The organism is Streptomyces sp. NPDC029159, assembly GCF_055564055.1.
The window spans coordinates 943623-959786 of sequence record NZ_JBVHWT010000001.1 but is presented as its reverse complement, the minus strand read 5'-3'; the positions used below and the strand labels follow the sequence as shown (position 1 = coordinate 959786).

At 71.4% G+C, this 16164-nt stretch carries 11 protein-coding genes and 4 tRNA genes; 7 read left to right on the top strand and 8 right to left on the bottom strand.

Annotation, left to right across the window (positions count from 1 at the left end):
* Positions 1 to 167: 167 nt before the first annotated feature.
* The gene (locus ACZ4U4_RS04290) at positions 168 to 695 is read right to left on the bottom strand and encodes a hypothetical protein (RefSeq protein WP_467868893.1); all 528 of its coding nucleotides are present in this window, start codon (positions 693 to 695) and stop codon (positions 168 to 170) included.
* Between the two features lie 312 nt (positions 696 to 1007).
* Complete coding sequence (locus tag ACZ4U4_RS04285) at positions 1008 to 1358, bottom strand: metallopeptidase family protein (protein ID WP_467868892.1); 351 nt, start codon at positions 1356 to 1358, stop codon at positions 1008 to 1010.
* 196 nt (positions 1359 to 1554) lie between these two features.
* On the opposite strand from ACZ4U4_RS04285, the gene ACZ4U4_RS04280 reads away from it, so the two are divergent.
* From ACZ4U4_RS04280 to ACZ4U4_RS04270, 3 genes are all read left to right on the top strand, one after another.
* Positions 1555 to 1627, top strand: a tRNA-Glu gene (locus tag ACZ4U4_RS04280).
* Positions 1628 to 1674: 47 nt separating this feature from the next.
* Positions 1675 to 1749 (top strand) — tRNA-Asp (locus tag ACZ4U4_RS04275).
* A gap of 4 nt (positions 1750 to 1753) precedes the next feature.
* A tRNA-Phe gene (locus ACZ4U4_RS04270) sits at positions 1754 to 1827 on the top strand.
* Between the two features lie 60 nt (positions 1828 to 1887).
* Here the strand turns inward: ACZ4U4_RS04270 and ACZ4U4_RS04265 are convergent.
* Positions 1888 to 3054 (bottom strand): ABC-2 transporter permease, encoded by a 1167-nt coding sequence (locus ACZ4U4_RS04265; protein ID WP_467868891.1) that lies wholly within the window; start codon positions 3052 to 3054, stop codon positions 1888 to 1890.
* A gap of 167 nt (positions 3055 to 3221) precedes the next feature.
* Here ACZ4U4_RS04265 and hrpA point away from each other — a divergent pair, with 167 nt between their 5' ends.
* Complete coding sequence (hrpA, locus tag ACZ4U4_RS04260) at positions 3222 to 7331, top strand: ATP-dependent RNA helicase HrpA (protein WP_467868890.1); 4110 nt, start codon at positions 3222 to 3224, stop codon at positions 7329 to 7331.
* 204 nt (positions 7332 to 7535) lie between these two features.
* Positions 7536 to 7610 (top strand) — tRNA-Asp (locus tag ACZ4U4_RS04255).
* 883 nt (positions 7611 to 8493) lie between these two features.
* On the opposite strand, the gene bldC is transcribed toward ACZ4U4_RS04255, so the two are convergent.
* Together bldC and ACZ4U4_RS04245 are read right to left on the bottom strand one after the other, a co-directional pair.
* A complete protein-coding gene (bldC, locus tag ACZ4U4_RS04250; protein ID WP_003980577.1) occupies positions 8494 to 8700 on the bottom strand; it encodes a developmental transcriptional regulator BldC in 207 nt (68 codons plus the stop codon).
* Between the two features lie 613 nt (positions 8701 to 9313).
* The gene (locus ACZ4U4_RS04245) at positions 9314 to 10153 is read right to left on the bottom strand and encodes a DUF8083 family protein (protein WP_467868889.1); all 840 of its coding nucleotides are present in this window, start codon (positions 10151 to 10153) and stop codon (positions 9314 to 9316) included.
* Between the two features lie 202 nt (positions 10154 to 10355).
* Between ACZ4U4_RS04245 and ACZ4U4_RS04240 the strand changes: the two genes are divergently transcribed.
* Both ACZ4U4_RS04240 and ACZ4U4_RS04235 read left to right on the top strand, forming a co-directional pair.
* The gene (locus ACZ4U4_RS04240; protein WP_467868888.1) at positions 10356 to 11495 is read left to right on the top strand and encodes a Leu/Phe/Val dehydrogenase; all 1140 of its coding nucleotides are present in this window, start codon (positions 10356 to 10358) and stop codon (positions 11493 to 11495) included.
* 397 nt (positions 11496 to 11892) lie between these two features.
* Positions 11893 to 12147, top strand: a complete 255-nt coding sequence (locus tag ACZ4U4_RS04235; RefSeq protein WP_030284304.1) for a DUF3073 domain-containing protein — start codon at positions 11893 to 11895, stop codon at positions 12145 to 12147.
* Positions 12148 to 12298: 151 nt separating this feature from the next.
* On the opposite strand, the gene purM is transcribed toward ACZ4U4_RS04235, so the two are convergent.
* The 3 genes from purM to ACZ4U4_RS04220 all read right to left on the bottom strand — a co-directional run bounded on the left by purM (position 12299) and on the right by ACZ4U4_RS04220 (position 16078).
* Positions 12299 to 13387: a phosphoribosylformylglycinamidine cyclo-ligase gene (purM, locus tag ACZ4U4_RS04230; protein ID WP_467868887.1), complete on the bottom strand. Its 1089-nt coding sequence runs from the start codon at positions 13385 to 13387 to the stop codon at positions 12299 to 12301.
* Between the two features lie 32 nt (positions 13388 to 13419).
* Complete coding sequence (gene purF, locus ACZ4U4_RS04225) at positions 13420 to 14979, bottom strand: amidophosphoribosyltransferase (protein WP_467868886.1); 1560 nt, start codon at positions 14977 to 14979, stop codon at positions 13420 to 13422.
* A gap of 310 nt (positions 14980 to 15289) precedes the next feature.
* The gene (locus ACZ4U4_RS04220) at positions 15290 to 16078 is read right to left on the bottom strand and encodes a maleylpyruvate isomerase family mycothiol-dependent enzyme (protein ID WP_467868885.1); all 789 of its coding nucleotides are present in this window, start codon (positions 16076 to 16078) and stop codon (positions 15290 to 15292) included.
* Between the last annotated feature and the right edge of the window lie 86 nt (positions 16079 to 16164).

Below are 16164 nucleotides of genomic sequence, written 5' to 3'. Positions count from 1 at the left end.
CCTCAATGCGGTCAGCCACGGCAAGGGAGAGAACGCGCCACGCGGCGCGCTTCTTTTCTGGCGCCGGGCAAATGGGATCAAACGATCTACCACCATACGCACCTCCACCCCGGTAAGGCAAATGGCCGCCGCCCTCCCCGGCGCCACGACGGGCCCCGCGCCGGGTCTCAGCTCAGCACACCCGGCAGCGGCCCCGGCGCCTGCGGCGTGGGCCCCGACGCCCCGGAGCTCGGCGACCCGGCCTCACCGGACGGCGGTACGGGGCTGCCCGGCGTGGCCGGCGGCGTCGGCCCGGCGGGCGAGGCGGGCCCGGCGGCCGGATCCGACGGCGACGGCCGCTCCCCGGCCGGGGAGCCCGGCCCGCGCGGCGGGACCCCGGCGGTGCGGGACGGCGCGGGCGGCGCGGTGGTGCCCGGCCCCGGCGCGCGTCCGGCCCCGGGCGCCGCGGTCCGGGTCATGCCCTGCTCCCCCGCGGTGGCCCCGGGCCGCCCCATGCGGTGCGGCGCCGAGCCGCTGCCGTCGACCGTGAGCCCGCCCGGCGCGCGCGGCGCCCGGACGTCCGTATCGCCGCGCGGGGCGGTGCCGGTGCCGCCCGCCGGCCGCGGCGGATGACCGGAGCCGGCGACGCTCACGCACCCGGCGATCGAGGCGGTCAGCGACACGGCGACCACCGCCGCGGCCACGGCCCGGCGCACCGGTCCACCCTCCTTACGGGAAGCGGACGTTGGCACGGCGCGGGGCGCCTCGGTCGGCGGCGGGGCGGAGCCCGCCGGGGGCACGGGCGTCGCGGGGTTCGGTCGCACGGGCGGCCTCCGGGCCCGGGGCGCGGACTGCGGCAGGCGTCGGCGCGGCCGGCTGGAAGAACGGGGACGCCCTGCCCAACTCCCGCGCCCCGCCCGAGGACACGCGCCGGACGACGCCGATCCTTGGCGCGTCCACGCATCCACCCTGACCGGAACCCGTCGCCTACGGGCACGACCGGGCTGCCCGGGAAGGGCCCGCGCGGCTCAGCCGTACCCGAGTGCGTGCAGCCGCGCGTCGTCGATGCCGAAGTGGTGGGCGATCTCATGGACCACCGTCACCTCCGTCTCGGCGACGACGTCCTCCCGGCTGTCGCACATCCGCAGCGTCGGGCCGCGGTAGACGGTGATCCGGTCGGGCAGCACACCCGCGTACCACTCACCGCGCTCGGTGAGCGGCGTCCCCTCGTAGAGCCCGAGCAGATCGGGGTCGTCGGACGGCGGCTCGTCCTCGACGAAGACCGCCACGTTGTCCATCAGCCGGGTCAGCTCCGGCGGAATCCGGTCGAGCGCCTCGGCGACCAGTTCCTCGAACTCCTCGCGCGTCATTTCCAGCACGGGGCCATTGTCCGCCCCCGGCGCCGTATCGCGCCGCTCCCGGCACGCACGGGGCCGCCCGCGGGAGGCGCCGCGGCACCCCGCCGCAGGCCGTCGCGGCGACGCCGGGTCAACCGTTTTGGCGAACGGTCCCCCCATCCCATATGCTTCTCACGTCCCCGACGGCGCCGGTAACGACGCCAAGGCGGGCCAATTAGCCCTCATCGTCTAGTGGCCCAGGACGCCGCCCTTTCAAGGCGGTAGCACGGGTTCGAATCCCGTTGGGGGCACGTAACACCGTGTGCAAGAATGACTCAGGTCGTTCCGCACAATGCAAGGTCCTGTGGAGCAGTTTGGAGTGCTCGCCACCCTGTCAAGGTGGAGGCCGCGGGTTCAAATCCCGTCAGGACCGCTGCGGCTGGGTAGCTCAGTTGGTACGAGCGATCGCCTGAAAAGCGATAGGTCGCCGGTTCGACCCCGGCCCCAGCCACACCCATTGGGAGAAGGCCCCGATCTTCGGATCGGGGCCTTCTTCGTGTGCGGACGCCGCTCACTCCGCCGCGTGCGCCGGGGGCTGCTCCGTCTCGCGGCCGCCCGGATGGCGGTGGCGCCACACCCAGAAGACCGTGCAGGAGACCACCGACCACCCGGCCAGCACCAGATACGGGAAGAGGTGCTGGGAGCCGGCGAAGTAGACGGCGTTGTGCTGGGCATTGACCGACGCGCCCGGGGGCAGCCACTGCCCGATGTGGCCGAGCCCCGACGGCAGCAGCGGCCAGGAGACCGCGCCGCCCGAGGACGGGTTGCCGAGCAGCACCATCACGCCCCAGGTGGGGATCATCGCCCACCGGCCCATCAGGGTGTTGAACATCGTGAAGACCATGCCGGTCGTGAACATCGTGAACGACAGGATCAGCCAGGAGTGCACGAACGGCAGGTGGAGCGCGCCCAGCCACCAGTCGACGACGGCGGCGATGACGAAGCCGCCGAGCAGCGCGTAGGCGATGGTGAAGGCGATGCGTTCGGCCGGGTTGAGGCCGCGGGCGTGCACGCTGAGCTGGATCGCGCCGACGAAGCCGACGATCACCGCGGCGAGCGAGATGTAGAAGAGCGCAAGGCCCCGCGGGTCGCCCTTCTGGAGCGGCTTGATGTCCTGGACACGGACCGGCACCCCGACCGCCTCGCCCACCTTCGGCCCCGCCGTGGCCAGCAGCTCCGCCACCGACGCACCCGCGGCGCCCGCCACGTCCAGCTCCACGCCCGGCCCCCGCTGTCGTACGATCCCGAACTCCCGCTGCTCCTCGACCGCCCTTCTGGCCTGCGCATACGTCGGGTACGCGGTCAGCCGCAGCGAGGCGTTCAGCGCCTTCTCCATGCCGTCGGCGAAGAGCTTCTCGTGCGAGGGGCCGCCGTCCGGCGCGGTCTTGGGCCCGACGATCGCCAGCGGCACATGGCGCGGCGTCGGATTGGCCATGGCGTACGTGTACGAGCCGGCGAAGAGTCCGGCGGCGGCCGCGAGGATGAAGAGGAGGACGCAGGCGGGGAGGAACGGCGACGCCTTGAAGGCGCGCCAGCGCTGTGCGGCGGTCGGGGGCCTGCGGTGGGCGCCGTGCGCGGCTCCGCCGCCGTCACCGGGCACGTCGCCGTCGCCCCGCGGGCCCGCCCCGTCGTCCGCAGGCGTGCCGTCCGGGCCATGGGCGCCGTGCTGATCAGCCATGCGAACACGCTAAAGCACGTAATGCGGACATACCTCTGCGGGGCGGGGCACCGGAGTACGGGAGGCGGCTTCCCGGCCGTACGGACCGCCGTGCCCACGGCGCGCGCCCGGCCGCTGCGGCAAATCGTTCGCCAGTCGAATCGGTGAGGTGAGATCCTGGGGTCCGTATGTCCAGTCAGCCTGCCTCCGCCCTGCCCGACGGCGCCTCCGCCGTGTCCGCGGCCGCGCCCACGCTCCCCGCCCTGCTGGAGCGGCTGCCCGAGCTGATGCTGCGCGACCAGCAGCGGCTGGGGCGGCGGCTCGACGGCGCCCGGCGGATCCGTAAGCCCGAGGCCCGTGCGGCCGTGCTCGCCGAGATCGCCGAGGGGATGGCCGAGGCCGAGGAACGCGTCGCGCGCCGGCGCGCCGCCGTGCCCGCGATCAGCTATCCCGAGCAGCTGCCGGTCAGCCAGAAGAAGGACGAGATCCTGGCGGCGATCCGCGACCACCAGGTCGTGATCGTCGCCGGTGAGACGGGCTCCGGCAAGACCACCCAGATCCCCAAGATCTGCCTGGAGCTGGGGCGCGGCGTCCGCGGTCTGATCGGGCACACCCAGCCGCGGCGGATCGCGGCCCGTACGGTCGCCGAGCGGGTCGCCGAGGAGCTGGACACCCCGCTGGGCGAGGCGGTGGGCTGGAAGGTCCGCTTCACCGACCAGGTCGGCGGCGAGACGCTCGTCAAGCTGATGACCGACGGCATCCTGCTCGCCGAGATCCAGACCGACCGCGAGCTGCGCCAGTACGACACGCTCATCATCGACGAGGCCCACGAGCGCAGCCTCAACATCGACTTCCTCCTCGGCTACCTCGCCCAGCTGCTGCCCAAGCGGCCGGACCTCAAGGTCGTCATCACCTCCGCGACGATCGACCCGGAGCGCTTCGCCCGGCACTTCGGCAGCTTCGCCGCGGTCGGCCCCGGCGCGCCGCGCCCGGACGGGGGCGAGGAGGCGCCGAGCGCCCCGATCGTCGAGGTCTCCGGCCGGACGTACCCGGTCGAGGTCCGCTACCGCCCGCTCCTGGAGGAGGGCGGCAGCGACGGCGACCGCGATCAGATCACCGCGATCTGCGACGCCGTCGACGAACTCCAGGCCGAGGGCCCCGGCGACATCCTGGTCTTCCTCTCCGGCGAGCGGGAGATCCGCGACACCGCGGACGCCCTCAACAAGAAGAACCTCCGCGCCACCGAGGTGCTGCCGCTCTACGCCCGCCTCTCCCACGCCGAGCAGCACCGCGTCTTCCAGCGCCACACCGGCCGCCGCATCGTGCTGGCCACCAACGTCGCCGAGACGTCCCTGACGGTGCCCGGTATCCGGTACGTCATCGACCCCGGCATGGCGCGGATCTCCCGCTACAGCTTCCGCACCAAGGTGCAGCGGCTGCCGATCGAGCCGGTCTCGCAGGCCAGCGCCAACCAGCGCAAGGGCCGCTGCGGCCGGACCAGCGACGGCATCTGCATCCGCCTCTACTCCGAGGACGACTTCCTCACCCGTCCCGAGTTCACCGACGCGGAGATCCTGCGGACCAACCTCGCCTCCGTCATCCTCCAGATGACCGCCGCCGGCCTCGGCGACATCGAGAAGTTCCCGTTCATCGACCCGCCGGACCGCCGCAACATCAAGGACGGCGTCGACCTGCTGCACGAGCTGGGCGCGCTGGAGGCCCGTACGAAGGGCGGCTCCGGCGGCGCGGCGAAGGGCGCGGCCAAGGGCGGCGGCCCCCGGCTCACCCCGATGGGCCGCAAGCTCTCCCAGCTGCCGGTCGACCCGCGGCTGGCGCGCATGGTGCTGGAGGCCGACCGGAACAACTGCGTCCGCGAGGTCATGGTCATCGCCGCGGCGCTCTCCATCCAGGACCCGCGCGAGCGGCCCGCCGACAAGCAGCAGCAGGCCGATCAGCAGCACGCCCGGTTCAAGGACGAGACCGGCGATTTCCTGGCGTATCTGAATCTCTGGCGCTATGTGCGCGAACAGCAGAAGGCGCTCTCCTCCTCCGCCTTCCGCCGTATGTGCCGCAATGAATTCCTGAACTACCTGCGCATACGCGAATGGCAGGACATCTACTCCCAGATGCGTTCGGTCGCCAAGACCATGGGAATTCATCTGAGCGAACAGGACGCGGCCCCCGACCACATCCATACGTCACTGCTGGCCGGTCTGCTCTCGCACATCGGCCTGAAGGACACCGACGCGAAGAACGAATATCTGGGTGCCCGCAGCGCCAAATTCGCGGTGTTCCCCGGCTCCGCGCTCTTCAAGAAGCCCCCGCGCTGGATCATGTCCGCCGAGCTGGTCGAGACCTCCCGGCTGTGGGCCCGCGTCAACGCCAAGATCGAGCCCGAGTGGATCGAGCCGCTCGCCCAGCACCTGGTCAAACGCACCTACAGCGAGCCGCACTGGGAGCAGAAACAGGCCGCGGTGGTGGCGTACGAGCGGGTGACGCTCTACGGCGTCCCGATCGTCGCGCAGCGCAAGGTCGCCTACGGCCGGATCGATCCGGAGACCTCCCGCGATCTCTTCATCCGTAACGCCCTGGTCGAGGGCGACTGGCGTACCCACCACCAGTTCTTCCACGACAACCGCAAACTCCTCGGCGAGGTCGAGGAGTTGGAGCACCGCGCCCGCCGCCGCGACATCCTCGTCGACGACGAAACCCTCTTCGACTTCTACGACCAGCGCATTCCGGCGGACATCGTCTCCGGTGCGCATTTCGACGCGTGGTGGAAGAAGAAGCGGCAGGAGGAGCCGGAGCTCCTCAACTTCGAGCATTCGATGCTCATCAACGAATCGGCCGAGGCCGTCACCAAGGACGACTATCCCGATTCCTGGCGGCAGGGAAAGCTGAAGTTCAAGGTCACCTACCAGTTCGAGCCCGGCGCGGACGCGGACGGCGTCACCGTCCACATCCCGCTCCAGGTGCTCAACCAGGTCGCGTCCGAGGGCTTCGACTGGCAGATCCCGGGCCTGCGTGAGCAGTTGGTGACGGAGCTGATCCGCTCGCTGCCCAAGCCGATCCGCCGCAACTACGTGCCCGCACCGAACTTCGCGGCCCGCTTCCTGGACACCACCGTCCCGCTCCAGGGCGCGCTGACGGCGTCGCTGGCCGCCGGGCTCCAGCGGATGGTGGGCGTCCCGGTCTCCGCCGACGACTTCGACACCGCCAAGGTCCCCGACCACCTCAAGATCACCTTCCGGGTGGTGGACGAGCGGCGCCGCAAGCTGGCCGAGGCGAAGGACCTGGAGGCGCTGCGGCTCCAGCTCAAGCCGAAGACCCGCGCCGCGATCTCCAAGGCGTTCGAGCAGGCCGCCGACCGTCCCGCCCGCGAAGGCAAGGGCGCCAAGGGCGACGGCCCGGCCCTGCCCGGCCTGGAGCAGCGCACCGGCCTGACGTCCTGGACGCTCGGCGCCCTGCCCCGCACCTTCGAGACGCGCCGGGCCGGCCAGCCGCTGAAGGCGTACCCGGCGCTGGTCGACGAGGGCTCCAGCGTCGCCGTACGCCTCTTCGACACCGAGGCGGAGCAGCTGACCGCGATGTGGGCCGGCACCCGCCGCCTCATCCTGCTCAACATCCCCTCCAACCCCGCCAAGTTCGCCCAGTCGAAGCTGAGCAATCAGCAGAAGCTCGCCCTGTCCCGCAATCCGCACGGCTCCATCCCGGCGCTCTTCGACGACTGTGTGACCGCGGCCGCCGACCGGCTGATGGCGGCGCGCGGCGGCCCCGCCTGGGACGAGGAGTCGTTCCGGAAGCTCTTCGACGGCGTCCGGGCCGGTCTGGTGGACGCGACGATGAAGACGATCGGGCAGGTCCAGGAGGTGCTGGCCGCCTGGCAGGCGTGCGAGCGGCGACTGAAGGACACCTCGTTCCCCTCGCTGCTGCCGTCGCTCACCGACATCAGGGAGCAGCTGGCGGCGCTCATCAAGCCCGGCTTCGTCACCGCGCACGGCGCGAAGCGGCTGCCGGACCTGATGCGCTATCTGGTCGCCGCCGACCGCCGCCTCCAGCAGCTCCCCACCAACGCCGAGCGCGACCGCGCGCGGATGGCGAAGGTCAAGGAGATGCAGGACGAGTACGGCTGGCTCCTTGAGCAGTTCCCCCAGGGCCGGCCGGTTCCGGCGGCGGCGCGGGAGATCCGCTGGATGATCGAGGAGCTGCGGGTCAGCTACTTCGCGCACGCGCTGGGCACGGCCTATCCGGTGTCCGACAAGCGCATCGTCAAGGCCGTGGACGCGGCGGCGCCGTAGCCCGGGGCGCGGCGGCGGGCGCCCACGCTTCCGGGAGCGCCCGCCGGCAGACGCCCCGGGAACGGTGCACACCGGCACATACGGGGACACGGCGCGTGCCCCGCACGCCGGGCGGGGTGCCCCTCGGAGCCTGGTTCGACCGCACCCCCTGACCTGCTGTAGAGTCTTGCTTCGCAGCGACCGCGCAAGCGGAAGCGGCAGCAAGGTCCTGTGGAGCAGTTTGGAGTGCTCGCCACCCTGTCAAGGTGGAGGCCGCGGGTTCAAATCCCGTCAGGACCGCAGCAGAACGGCCCGTATCCGACAAGGATGCGGGCCGTTTTCCGTTCCCGCGCCAAAGGCCCGCGCGCCGTACGAGCCCCCCTCACCTCCCTCGTCACGCCACCGGCCCGCCACCTCTCCCACCGCGCCACCGGCCGCATTCCCGACGCCGTTTCCGTACCGCGGTCGGTTTCTCCGTGACGGCGGGAATCCGCAGCCGAGGACGGCGCGCGGGCCACCCCTCCACTCCATGACACCCTCGGGCGGCTCAGCGGCCGTGTGCGGGCCGTTCAGGAGGCTCGGCGTCCACATCCGCTCCGGTGACGCCACAGGCGCTCACGGGAGCAGGCAGCGAGGGCCGGAAGTGCCGCCACCCGGCGACCGGAGAGCGCTCGCCCCATCTCCCTTACGACAGGAGGATGGTGACAGAGCGTCGGACAATCCGGCCTTACCGCAGAGGCAAGCAGAGCTTCAACCTCTCCGCCGTGTGACGGGTGTCACCGTACAAGTTTCCAGATGCGGGGAACTTACCCCCGCCCTACAACTGGCCCATTTAATATGTGCAATTGCACCGCCCTTCGAGGCTCCCCAAAGGAGACCGCCAGGTCTGTCCGGGGAACGGCCCGCGGGGGCCGCGGAGGCGCCCCGCAAGGGCGCCGGCGGGCACGGCGCGACGGGCGGAAGTTCGCACCGACGGGAGGCCCGTGAGCGCGCGCACAAAAAAGATCGCGCTGGACCCGGCGGAGTCCAGCGCGATCGATGACGTACCCGGCTACTGCGGGTGTGGGCCCGTTGGGGCGGGCGCCGCGTCGTGTGGAGCTGTGTGGAGCATGGTGAAGCTAGGGGTGTTGCAGGGGCGCTTTCCGGGTTGGGGGGCCCGAAAACAGCCCAGCTATGCGGTTATTCAGGACTCGCTGCGCTGCTGCGGAATGCCCGCGAGCAGTGCGCGGACCTCAGCCTCGCGGTAACGCCGGTGTCCTCCGAGCGTACGGATGGACGTGAGCTTGCCTGCCTTGGCCCAACGGGTCACCGTCTTCGGGTCCACGCGGAACATCGTGGCGACCTCGGCGGGGGTAAGCAGCGGCTCGGCGTCAGGGGTGCGAGCGGTCATGAGCGGCCTCCTCGGGAGAACCGAACCATCACGGTTCTTTCCTCTAAATTCTGCACCTTGACCCGCGTTGCCCGAAATGGCGGACGCGGGCCGAGTCGGTTATAGGACGAACGGCTTGTCCTCGGCACTACAACTACACCATCCGTCCAGCCACGTCGGCCAAACCGATGGAATTGCCCTCTCAGGTGTTCAACCTCGACGGAAGCCGATGGACCATGTCATAGCGGACAGTCACGCCACCGTGACGATCAGTCACAGGGTGATCACGCGTCACTAGACCCCTCAAGGAGCGCAATACCGATCTATCCACCCAAAGTTGGACGGAGGAGCCCAAGTCAGACTCCTTGTCCTATTTTGGCACGAGGAGACGGCTTGGGCGCAAGGCCCGTTGTCAGTGCTTTAGGTCACTGCTGAGGCAAAAGCCCGGATCGGGACCTACGTCCTGGAGAGCACCAGCCTACGCGACGACGCCCGCTTTCAAGATCATCTCGTGTCGCGGAAGCATCGCCCGGACGTCCACCGGGATCCGGCCGCGGCGCCACGCAGACCACAGCGGCACCACCGCGCCCCGCTCCGGCCGGCCCGCCCCGGCCGACTTGAGCCCACCGGAAGATCAGCTGGAGAACTGCCGCTCGCGCACCGACCGCCAGCGGTCGCTCAGCTTCTCGTAGGCGGCGCCCGCGCGCTCGCCGTCGCCGTCGCGAAGTGCGGCAAGCCCCTCCGCCACCTCCGCGGCCGACCGGTCCTCGGCGAGCTGCTCCCCGGAGACCGTGTGCACCAGCCCGCCGTAGTCCAACTCCACCAGGGAGCGCGGGTGGAACTCCTCCAGCCAACGGCCCACGTCCAGCAGGCCGTCGATCAGCGGCCCCTCCTCCAGGGCGTCGCGCAGCGTCCGCAGGCCGCGCGCCACCCGGCGGCGGGCCTCGACCATCGGGGTGCGGTAGCGCAGGAACGGTCCGTCGGCGCCCTTCGGCTCGTACTCGCGCTCGGCGTCGTCGAAGAGGACGAACCAGCGGACCGGGACGTGCCAGGTGGCGCCGCGGATCCAGGGGCGGGCGTCCGGGTTCCGCTCCTGCCACTCCTCGTAATCGGTCGCGGCCTGGCGGCGCACCACCGGGGGCAGTGCGGCGTCCAGCACCGGCGCGGGCAGCAGCTCCGGCAGACCCTGGAGCGCCTGCCAGCCGCGCAGCCGGGTGCGCCAGGGACAGATGCAGGGGACGTCGTCGAGGTGGGCGACGAAGGCGTCGGCGCTCTCGTGCACCGGGACCGGGACGGGCGGGGTGGGCAGCAGGTCGGCGAGGGCCTTGCGCTGCTCGTCCTGGGCCGTCGGGGTGGACTCGCGGCGGGCGTACCGGGCCCAGTGGGAGCGCTCCGGCTCCGGGAATGCCGCCAGCGGCTCGTAGACCCGAAGGTATGCCCCATACGGGACCGTCACCGACGACGCCAAGGCCACGCACGCTCCTTCAAGGGGAAGTCCGCCACCGGGAGTTACCGGGGGTCAGGGCCACCGGCGGGCCCGGGACACGGCAAATCGTCGCACGTCCGTCCCCCGCGAGTGGGTGATCCCGCGGACCCGGCCGATCTTCGGGTCCGGAGGTCTTACGCTCTTCCCGACCGGCCCTCCCCACCCCACAGGAGGGCGTCCTCCCCGGCCTATGGGAGTCACCACCGTGACCGACGTACGTCCTTCCTCCGCCGAGCAGTCCGCCCCGGGGGCACCCCCCGCCGAAGGCGTTCTGCACACCCTGTTCCGGACCGAGCAGGGCGGCCATGAACAAGTCGTGCTCTGCCAGGACCGCGCCAGCGGCCTCAAGGCCGTGATCGCGATCCACAACACCGCCCTGGGCCCGGCCCTCGGCGGCACCCGCTTCCACGCGTACGCCTCCGAGGAGGAGGCGGTGCGCGATGCGCTCAACCTCTCGCGCGGGATGTCGTACAAGAACGCCCTCGCCGGGCTGGACCACGGCGGCGGCAAGGCCGTGATCATCGGTGACCCGGAGACGGTCAAGACCGAGGAGCTGCTGCTCGCCTACGGGCGCGCGGTCGCGTCGCTCGGCGGCCGGTACGTCACCGCCTGTGACGTCGGCACGTACGTCGCGGACATGGACGTCGTGGCGCGTACCAACAAGTGGACCACCGGCCGCTCCCCGGAGAACGGCGGCGCCGGTGACTCCTCGGTGCTGACCGCGTACGGCGTGTTCCAGGGGATGCGCGCCTCGGCGCAGCACCTGTGGGGCGATCCGACGCTGCGCGGCCGCAAGGTCGCGGTGGCCGGGGTCGGCAAGGTCGGGTACCACCTCGTCGGGCATCTGGTCGAGGACGGCGCCGAGGTCGTCGTCACCGATGTGCGCGACGCCTCCGTCGCGCGGGTGCTCGCGGCGTATCCGCAGGTGACCGCGGTGGCCGACACCGAGGCGCTGATCCGTACGCCGGGGCTGGACGTCTACGCTCCGTGTGCGCTGGGCGGTGCGCTGAACGATGCGTCGGTGCCCGCGCTGACCGCCACGGTGGTCTGCGGCGCGGCCAACAACCAGCTCGCCCACCCCGGTATCGAGAAGGACCTCGCCGACCGGGGCATCCTCTACGCGCCGGACTACGTCGTGAACGCCGGCGGGGTCATCCAGGTGGCCGATGAGCTGCACGGCTTCGACTTCGACCGCTGCAAGGCGAAGGCAGCGAAGATCTTCGACACCACGCTGACGATATTCGCTCGTGCGAAGGTCGACGGCATCCCGCCGGCCGCGGCGGCGGACCGGATGGCGGAGCAGCGGATGACGGAGGCCCGGCGCGGCTGACGCCGTCGGAGGGTGTGTTTCCGCGCCTAAGGCCGGAAACACACCCTCCCCCGTGTCGGAACGTCGACTGGCGCGGCCGGGCACCCTTGCGGCGCCCGAAATCTGGCTGGAAATCGCCCCTTACGGGAGTCCTCGGCGGGGTCCGGGGAGACTTCTCTCACCACCCGTCGGCGGGTCGCCGCAAGGGACGGGTTAAAATCGCAGTTGACCAGCGCGGACAGGGCACCTCGCAGGTCATGCCGAGCGGCGGGTGATGCGGGCGACGTACCGTATGGCCGCGGAAGCAGGTACCGTTGAAGCCCTACGGACCGGTCTCTCCGTCGAGAGTCCGCTCTGAATCATGAACGCGTGTCAAGACTCTGGGGCCGTCGAGCCCCGTCGTTGAGGGGGTCGAGCCATGGGGCGCGGCCGGGCCAAGGCCAAGCAGACGAAGGTCGCCCGCCAGCTGAAGTACAACAGCGGTGGGACTGATCTCTCACGCCTGGCCGAAGAGCTGGGTGCATCGCCGCAACAGCCGGCACAGCAGCCGCCGAACGGCGAGCCGTTCGAGGATGACGAGGACGACGACCCGTACGCACGGTACGCCGACCTGTATAACGACGACGATGACGAGGACGAGAAGGATTCGTCCCAGCATCGTCGCCGCGCCTGACGACGCACCGTAGACACTTCCGCGGGAATCCACCCGCGGTTGTTCTGCGGGCCTCTGTGTATCCACTCACGGCGCGCACAGCTTCTCCACGGACCCGGTCCGGGGTGTCTCACCTCGGACCGGGTTCTGTGCTGCCCCGGTGACCGGCGCGTCAGCCCGCGTAGTCACCGGTCAGGGTCACCGCTTCGGCGTGGTCACCGCGCTCGACGATCTCACCGCTGACCCAGGCGTCCACGCCGCGGTCGGCGAGGGTGGTCAGGGCGACGTCCACGGACTCCTGCGGGACGACGGCGATCATGCCGACGCCCATGTTCAGCGTCTTCTCCAGCTCCAGGCGCTCGACCGCACCGGCGGAGCCCACCAGGTCGAAGACCGCACCCGGGGTCCAGGTGGAGCGGTCGACCGTGGCGTGCAGTCCGTCGGGGATGACGCGGGCGAGGTTGTTGGCCAGACCGCCGCCGGTGATGTGCGAGAAGGCGTGCACCGGAGCCGTACGGGTCAGGGCCAGGCAGTCCAGCGAGTAGATCTTGGTGGGCTCCAGCAGCTCCTCGCCGAGGGTGCGGCCGAACTCCGGGATCTCCCGGTCGAGGGCGAGACCCGCACGGTCGAAGAGGACGTGGCGGACGAGTGAGTAGCCGTTGGAGTGAAGCCCGGAGGACGCCATGGCGATCACCGCGTCGCCGCTGCGGATGCGGTCGGCGCCGAGGACCTGATCGGCCTCGACGACACCGGTACCGGCGCCCGCGACGTCGAACTCGTCGGCGCCGAGCAGACCGGGGTGCTCCGCGGTCTCGCCGCCGACCAGGGCGCAGCCGGCGAGGACGCAGCCCTCGGCGATGCCCTTGACGATCGCCGCGACCCGCTCCGGGTAGACCTTGCCGACGCAGATGTAGTCGGTCATGAAGAGCGGTTCGGCGCCGCAGACGACCAGGTCGTCGACGACCATGCCGACGAGGTCGTGGCCGATGGTGTCGTAGACGCCCATCTTGCGGGCGATGTCGACCTTGGTGCCGACGCCGTCGGTGGCGGAGGCGAGCAGCGGGCGCTCGTACCGCTTGAGGGCGGAGGCGTCGAAGAGGCCGGCGAAGCCGCCGAGCCCGCCGACGACCTCGGGGCGGGTGGCCTTCTTCACCCACTCCTTCATGAGGTCGACGGCGCGGTCGCCCGCTTCGATGTCGACACCGGCGGCCGCGTAGCTGGCGCCGCTGGTGCGCGCGGGCTCGGAGGACTCAGGAGACATGGCCCAGAACTTTCGTGTGATGGGTGTGCAGGCTACGGACGGCGCAGCGCATCGGCGCCACCGATACCGGCCGTCAGCGTCCCGACGCCGTCGACATCCGGCTTGGCCCCGCCCGCGGTCTCCGATTCCAGGAGGTGCTTGCCGAGCAGCTCGGGGTCGGGCAGCTCCATCGGGTACTCGCCGTCGAAGCAGGCGCGGCAGAGGTTCGGCTTGGCGATGGTGGTCGCCTCGATCATGCCGTCGATGGAGATGTACGCCAGGGAGTCGGCGCCCAGCGACTTGCCGATCTCGTCGACCGTCAGGCCGTTGGCGATCAGCTCGGCGCGGGTGGCGAAGTCGATGCCGAAGAAGCACGGCCACTTGATGGGCGGCGAGGAGATCCGGATGTGGACCTCCTTGGCGCCGGCCTCGCGCAACATGCGGACCAGGGCGCGCTGGGTGTTGCCGCGGACGATGGAGTCGTCGACGACCACCAGGCGCTTGCCGCGGATGACTTCCTTGAGCGGGTTGAGCTTGAGGCGGATGCCGAGCTGCCGGATGGTCTGCGAGGGCTGGATGAAGGTCCGGCCGACGTAGGAGTTCTTGACCAGGCCGGAGCCGTACGGGATGCCGCTGGCCTCGGCGTAGCCGACGGCCGCCGGGGTGCCGGACTCGGGCGTCGCTATCACCAGATCGGCCTCGGCGGGCGCCTCGGCGGCCAGCTTGCGGCCCATCTCCACACGGGAGAGATAGACGTTGCGGCCGGCGATGTCGGTGTCCGGGCGGGCGAGGTAGACGTACTCGAAGACGCAGCCCTTGGGGCGGGCCTCGGCGAAGCGCGTGGCGCGCAGGCCGTTCTCGTCGATGGCGACCATCTCGCCGGGCTCGATCTCCCGGATGAAGGACGCGCCGCAGATGTCCAGCGCGGCGGTCTCGGAGGCGACCACCCAGCCGCGCTCCAGACGGCCGAGGACCAGCGGGCGGATGCCCTGCGGGTCGCGGGCGGCGTAGAGCGTGTGCTCGTCCATGAAGCAGAGCGAGAAGGCGCCCTTGACCTGCGGGAGGACGCGCGGCGCGGCCTCCTCGACGGTCAGCGGCTTGCCGTCCTCGTCGACCTGACCGGCGAGCAGCGCCGTGACCAGGTCGGTGTCGTTGGTGGCCGCGACCTGCGTCGCCCGGCCGCCCTCGCGGGGCAGCGCCGCGACCAGATCGGCCAGCTCGGCGGTGTTCACCAGGTTGCCGTTGTGGCCGAGCGCGATCGAGCCGTGCGCGGTGGCGCGGAACGTCGGCTGGGCGTTCTCCCACACCGAGGCACCGGTGGTGGAGTAGCGGGCATGGCCCACGGCGATATGGCCCTGGAGGGAGCCGAGGGAGGTCTCGTCGAAGACCTGGGACACCAGGCCCATGTCCTTGAAGACGAGGATCTGCGAGCCGTTGCTCACTGCGATGCCCGCGGACTCCTGTCCACGGTGCTGCAGCGCGTACAGCCCGAAATAGGTGAGTTTGGCGACCTCTTCACCCGGAGCCCAGACACCGAAGACGCCGCAAGCGTCCTGGGGGCCCTTCTCGCCGGGGAGCAGGTCGTGGCTGAGTCGTCCGTCACCACGAGGCACATCTTGAGTCTAGGGCAGGTCGCTGATTCATCCGAACCGGGGATGGCCGGTGGGCCGGATGCCGGTACGTGAGCGGCGCGCGACGGCGACGCGCCGGGCCGGTGCGCCGTCCGCCCGCCGGGGCCGTGCACCGGGTGGCGCGGCGGCCGCAGCCCTTGGGGCGCCCGGCCTCGGACGGTACGGCGCGGGGTGGGCGCACCGGCCGGGGCGCGGCTGCGGCGGACGGGCGGGAGGCGATCGGCCGCCGCGCCCCGGGCCGGCGCGGGGGACCGCGTGTGAGATGCGCTACGCCGGGGGCGGCAACGGCCCTTCAGGACAGGATCGGCAGATATCCGCCGATGTCGGCGCGCTCGCCACTGGCGGTGACCTGCGCGGCTTCCCGCGCCTCGGACCAGGACGTCCGGCCGGTGGCCAGACGTATCCACGTCAGCGGGTCGGTCTCGACGACGTTCGGCGGCGTACCCCGGGTGTGGCGGGGGCCCTCGACGCACTGGACGACGGCGAACGGCGGGATCCGGACCTCGACCGACCCGCCCGGCGCCGCGGCGGCCAGCGCATCGGCCAGCAGGCGGGTGGCGGCGGCCAGGGCCTGGCGGTCGTAGGGGATCTCGATGCCGGTCGCGGCGGCCAGATCGTCGCTGTGGACGACGAGTTCGACGCAGCGGGTGACCAGGACGTCGACGAGCCGCATGGCGGCGGGCCGGACGGCGACCACCCGCTCGGCCGGATCCGGCTCGACGACCCGGGCGAACTCCTCGGCGGTGCGCTCCAGCAGCTCCACCGGGTCGTGGGCGGCGGCCAGCGCGCGGGTGCGGTCGTCGACCGAGGCGGCGAAGGTGGCGGCGGCGTGCGGCCACTGCGCCGGGGTGGCCTCCGCCCGCGCCGGCGGCGGCAGTTCGAGGCCGCGGGCGACGCTGCCGGTGGCCATGGCGAGATGCGCGACCAGCTCGCGCACCGTCCACTCCCCCAGCCGCGTCGGCAGGGCGAACTGCTCGGGCGTGAGGGTGCGGACGGCGGCGCGTACGTGGTCGAGCTGGGCCAGGACGGCGGCGCGGGTCTTCCTGCCGTCGTACCGGCGGGCGCGGGCGGCGGTTGTCATGCGTTTCAGCGTAGGCGGCGCCACTGACAATCGGCGGGGTCTTTCCGCCCTCCGGGCCGTATCGCGGAATGCCGTCCGCGCCCTTT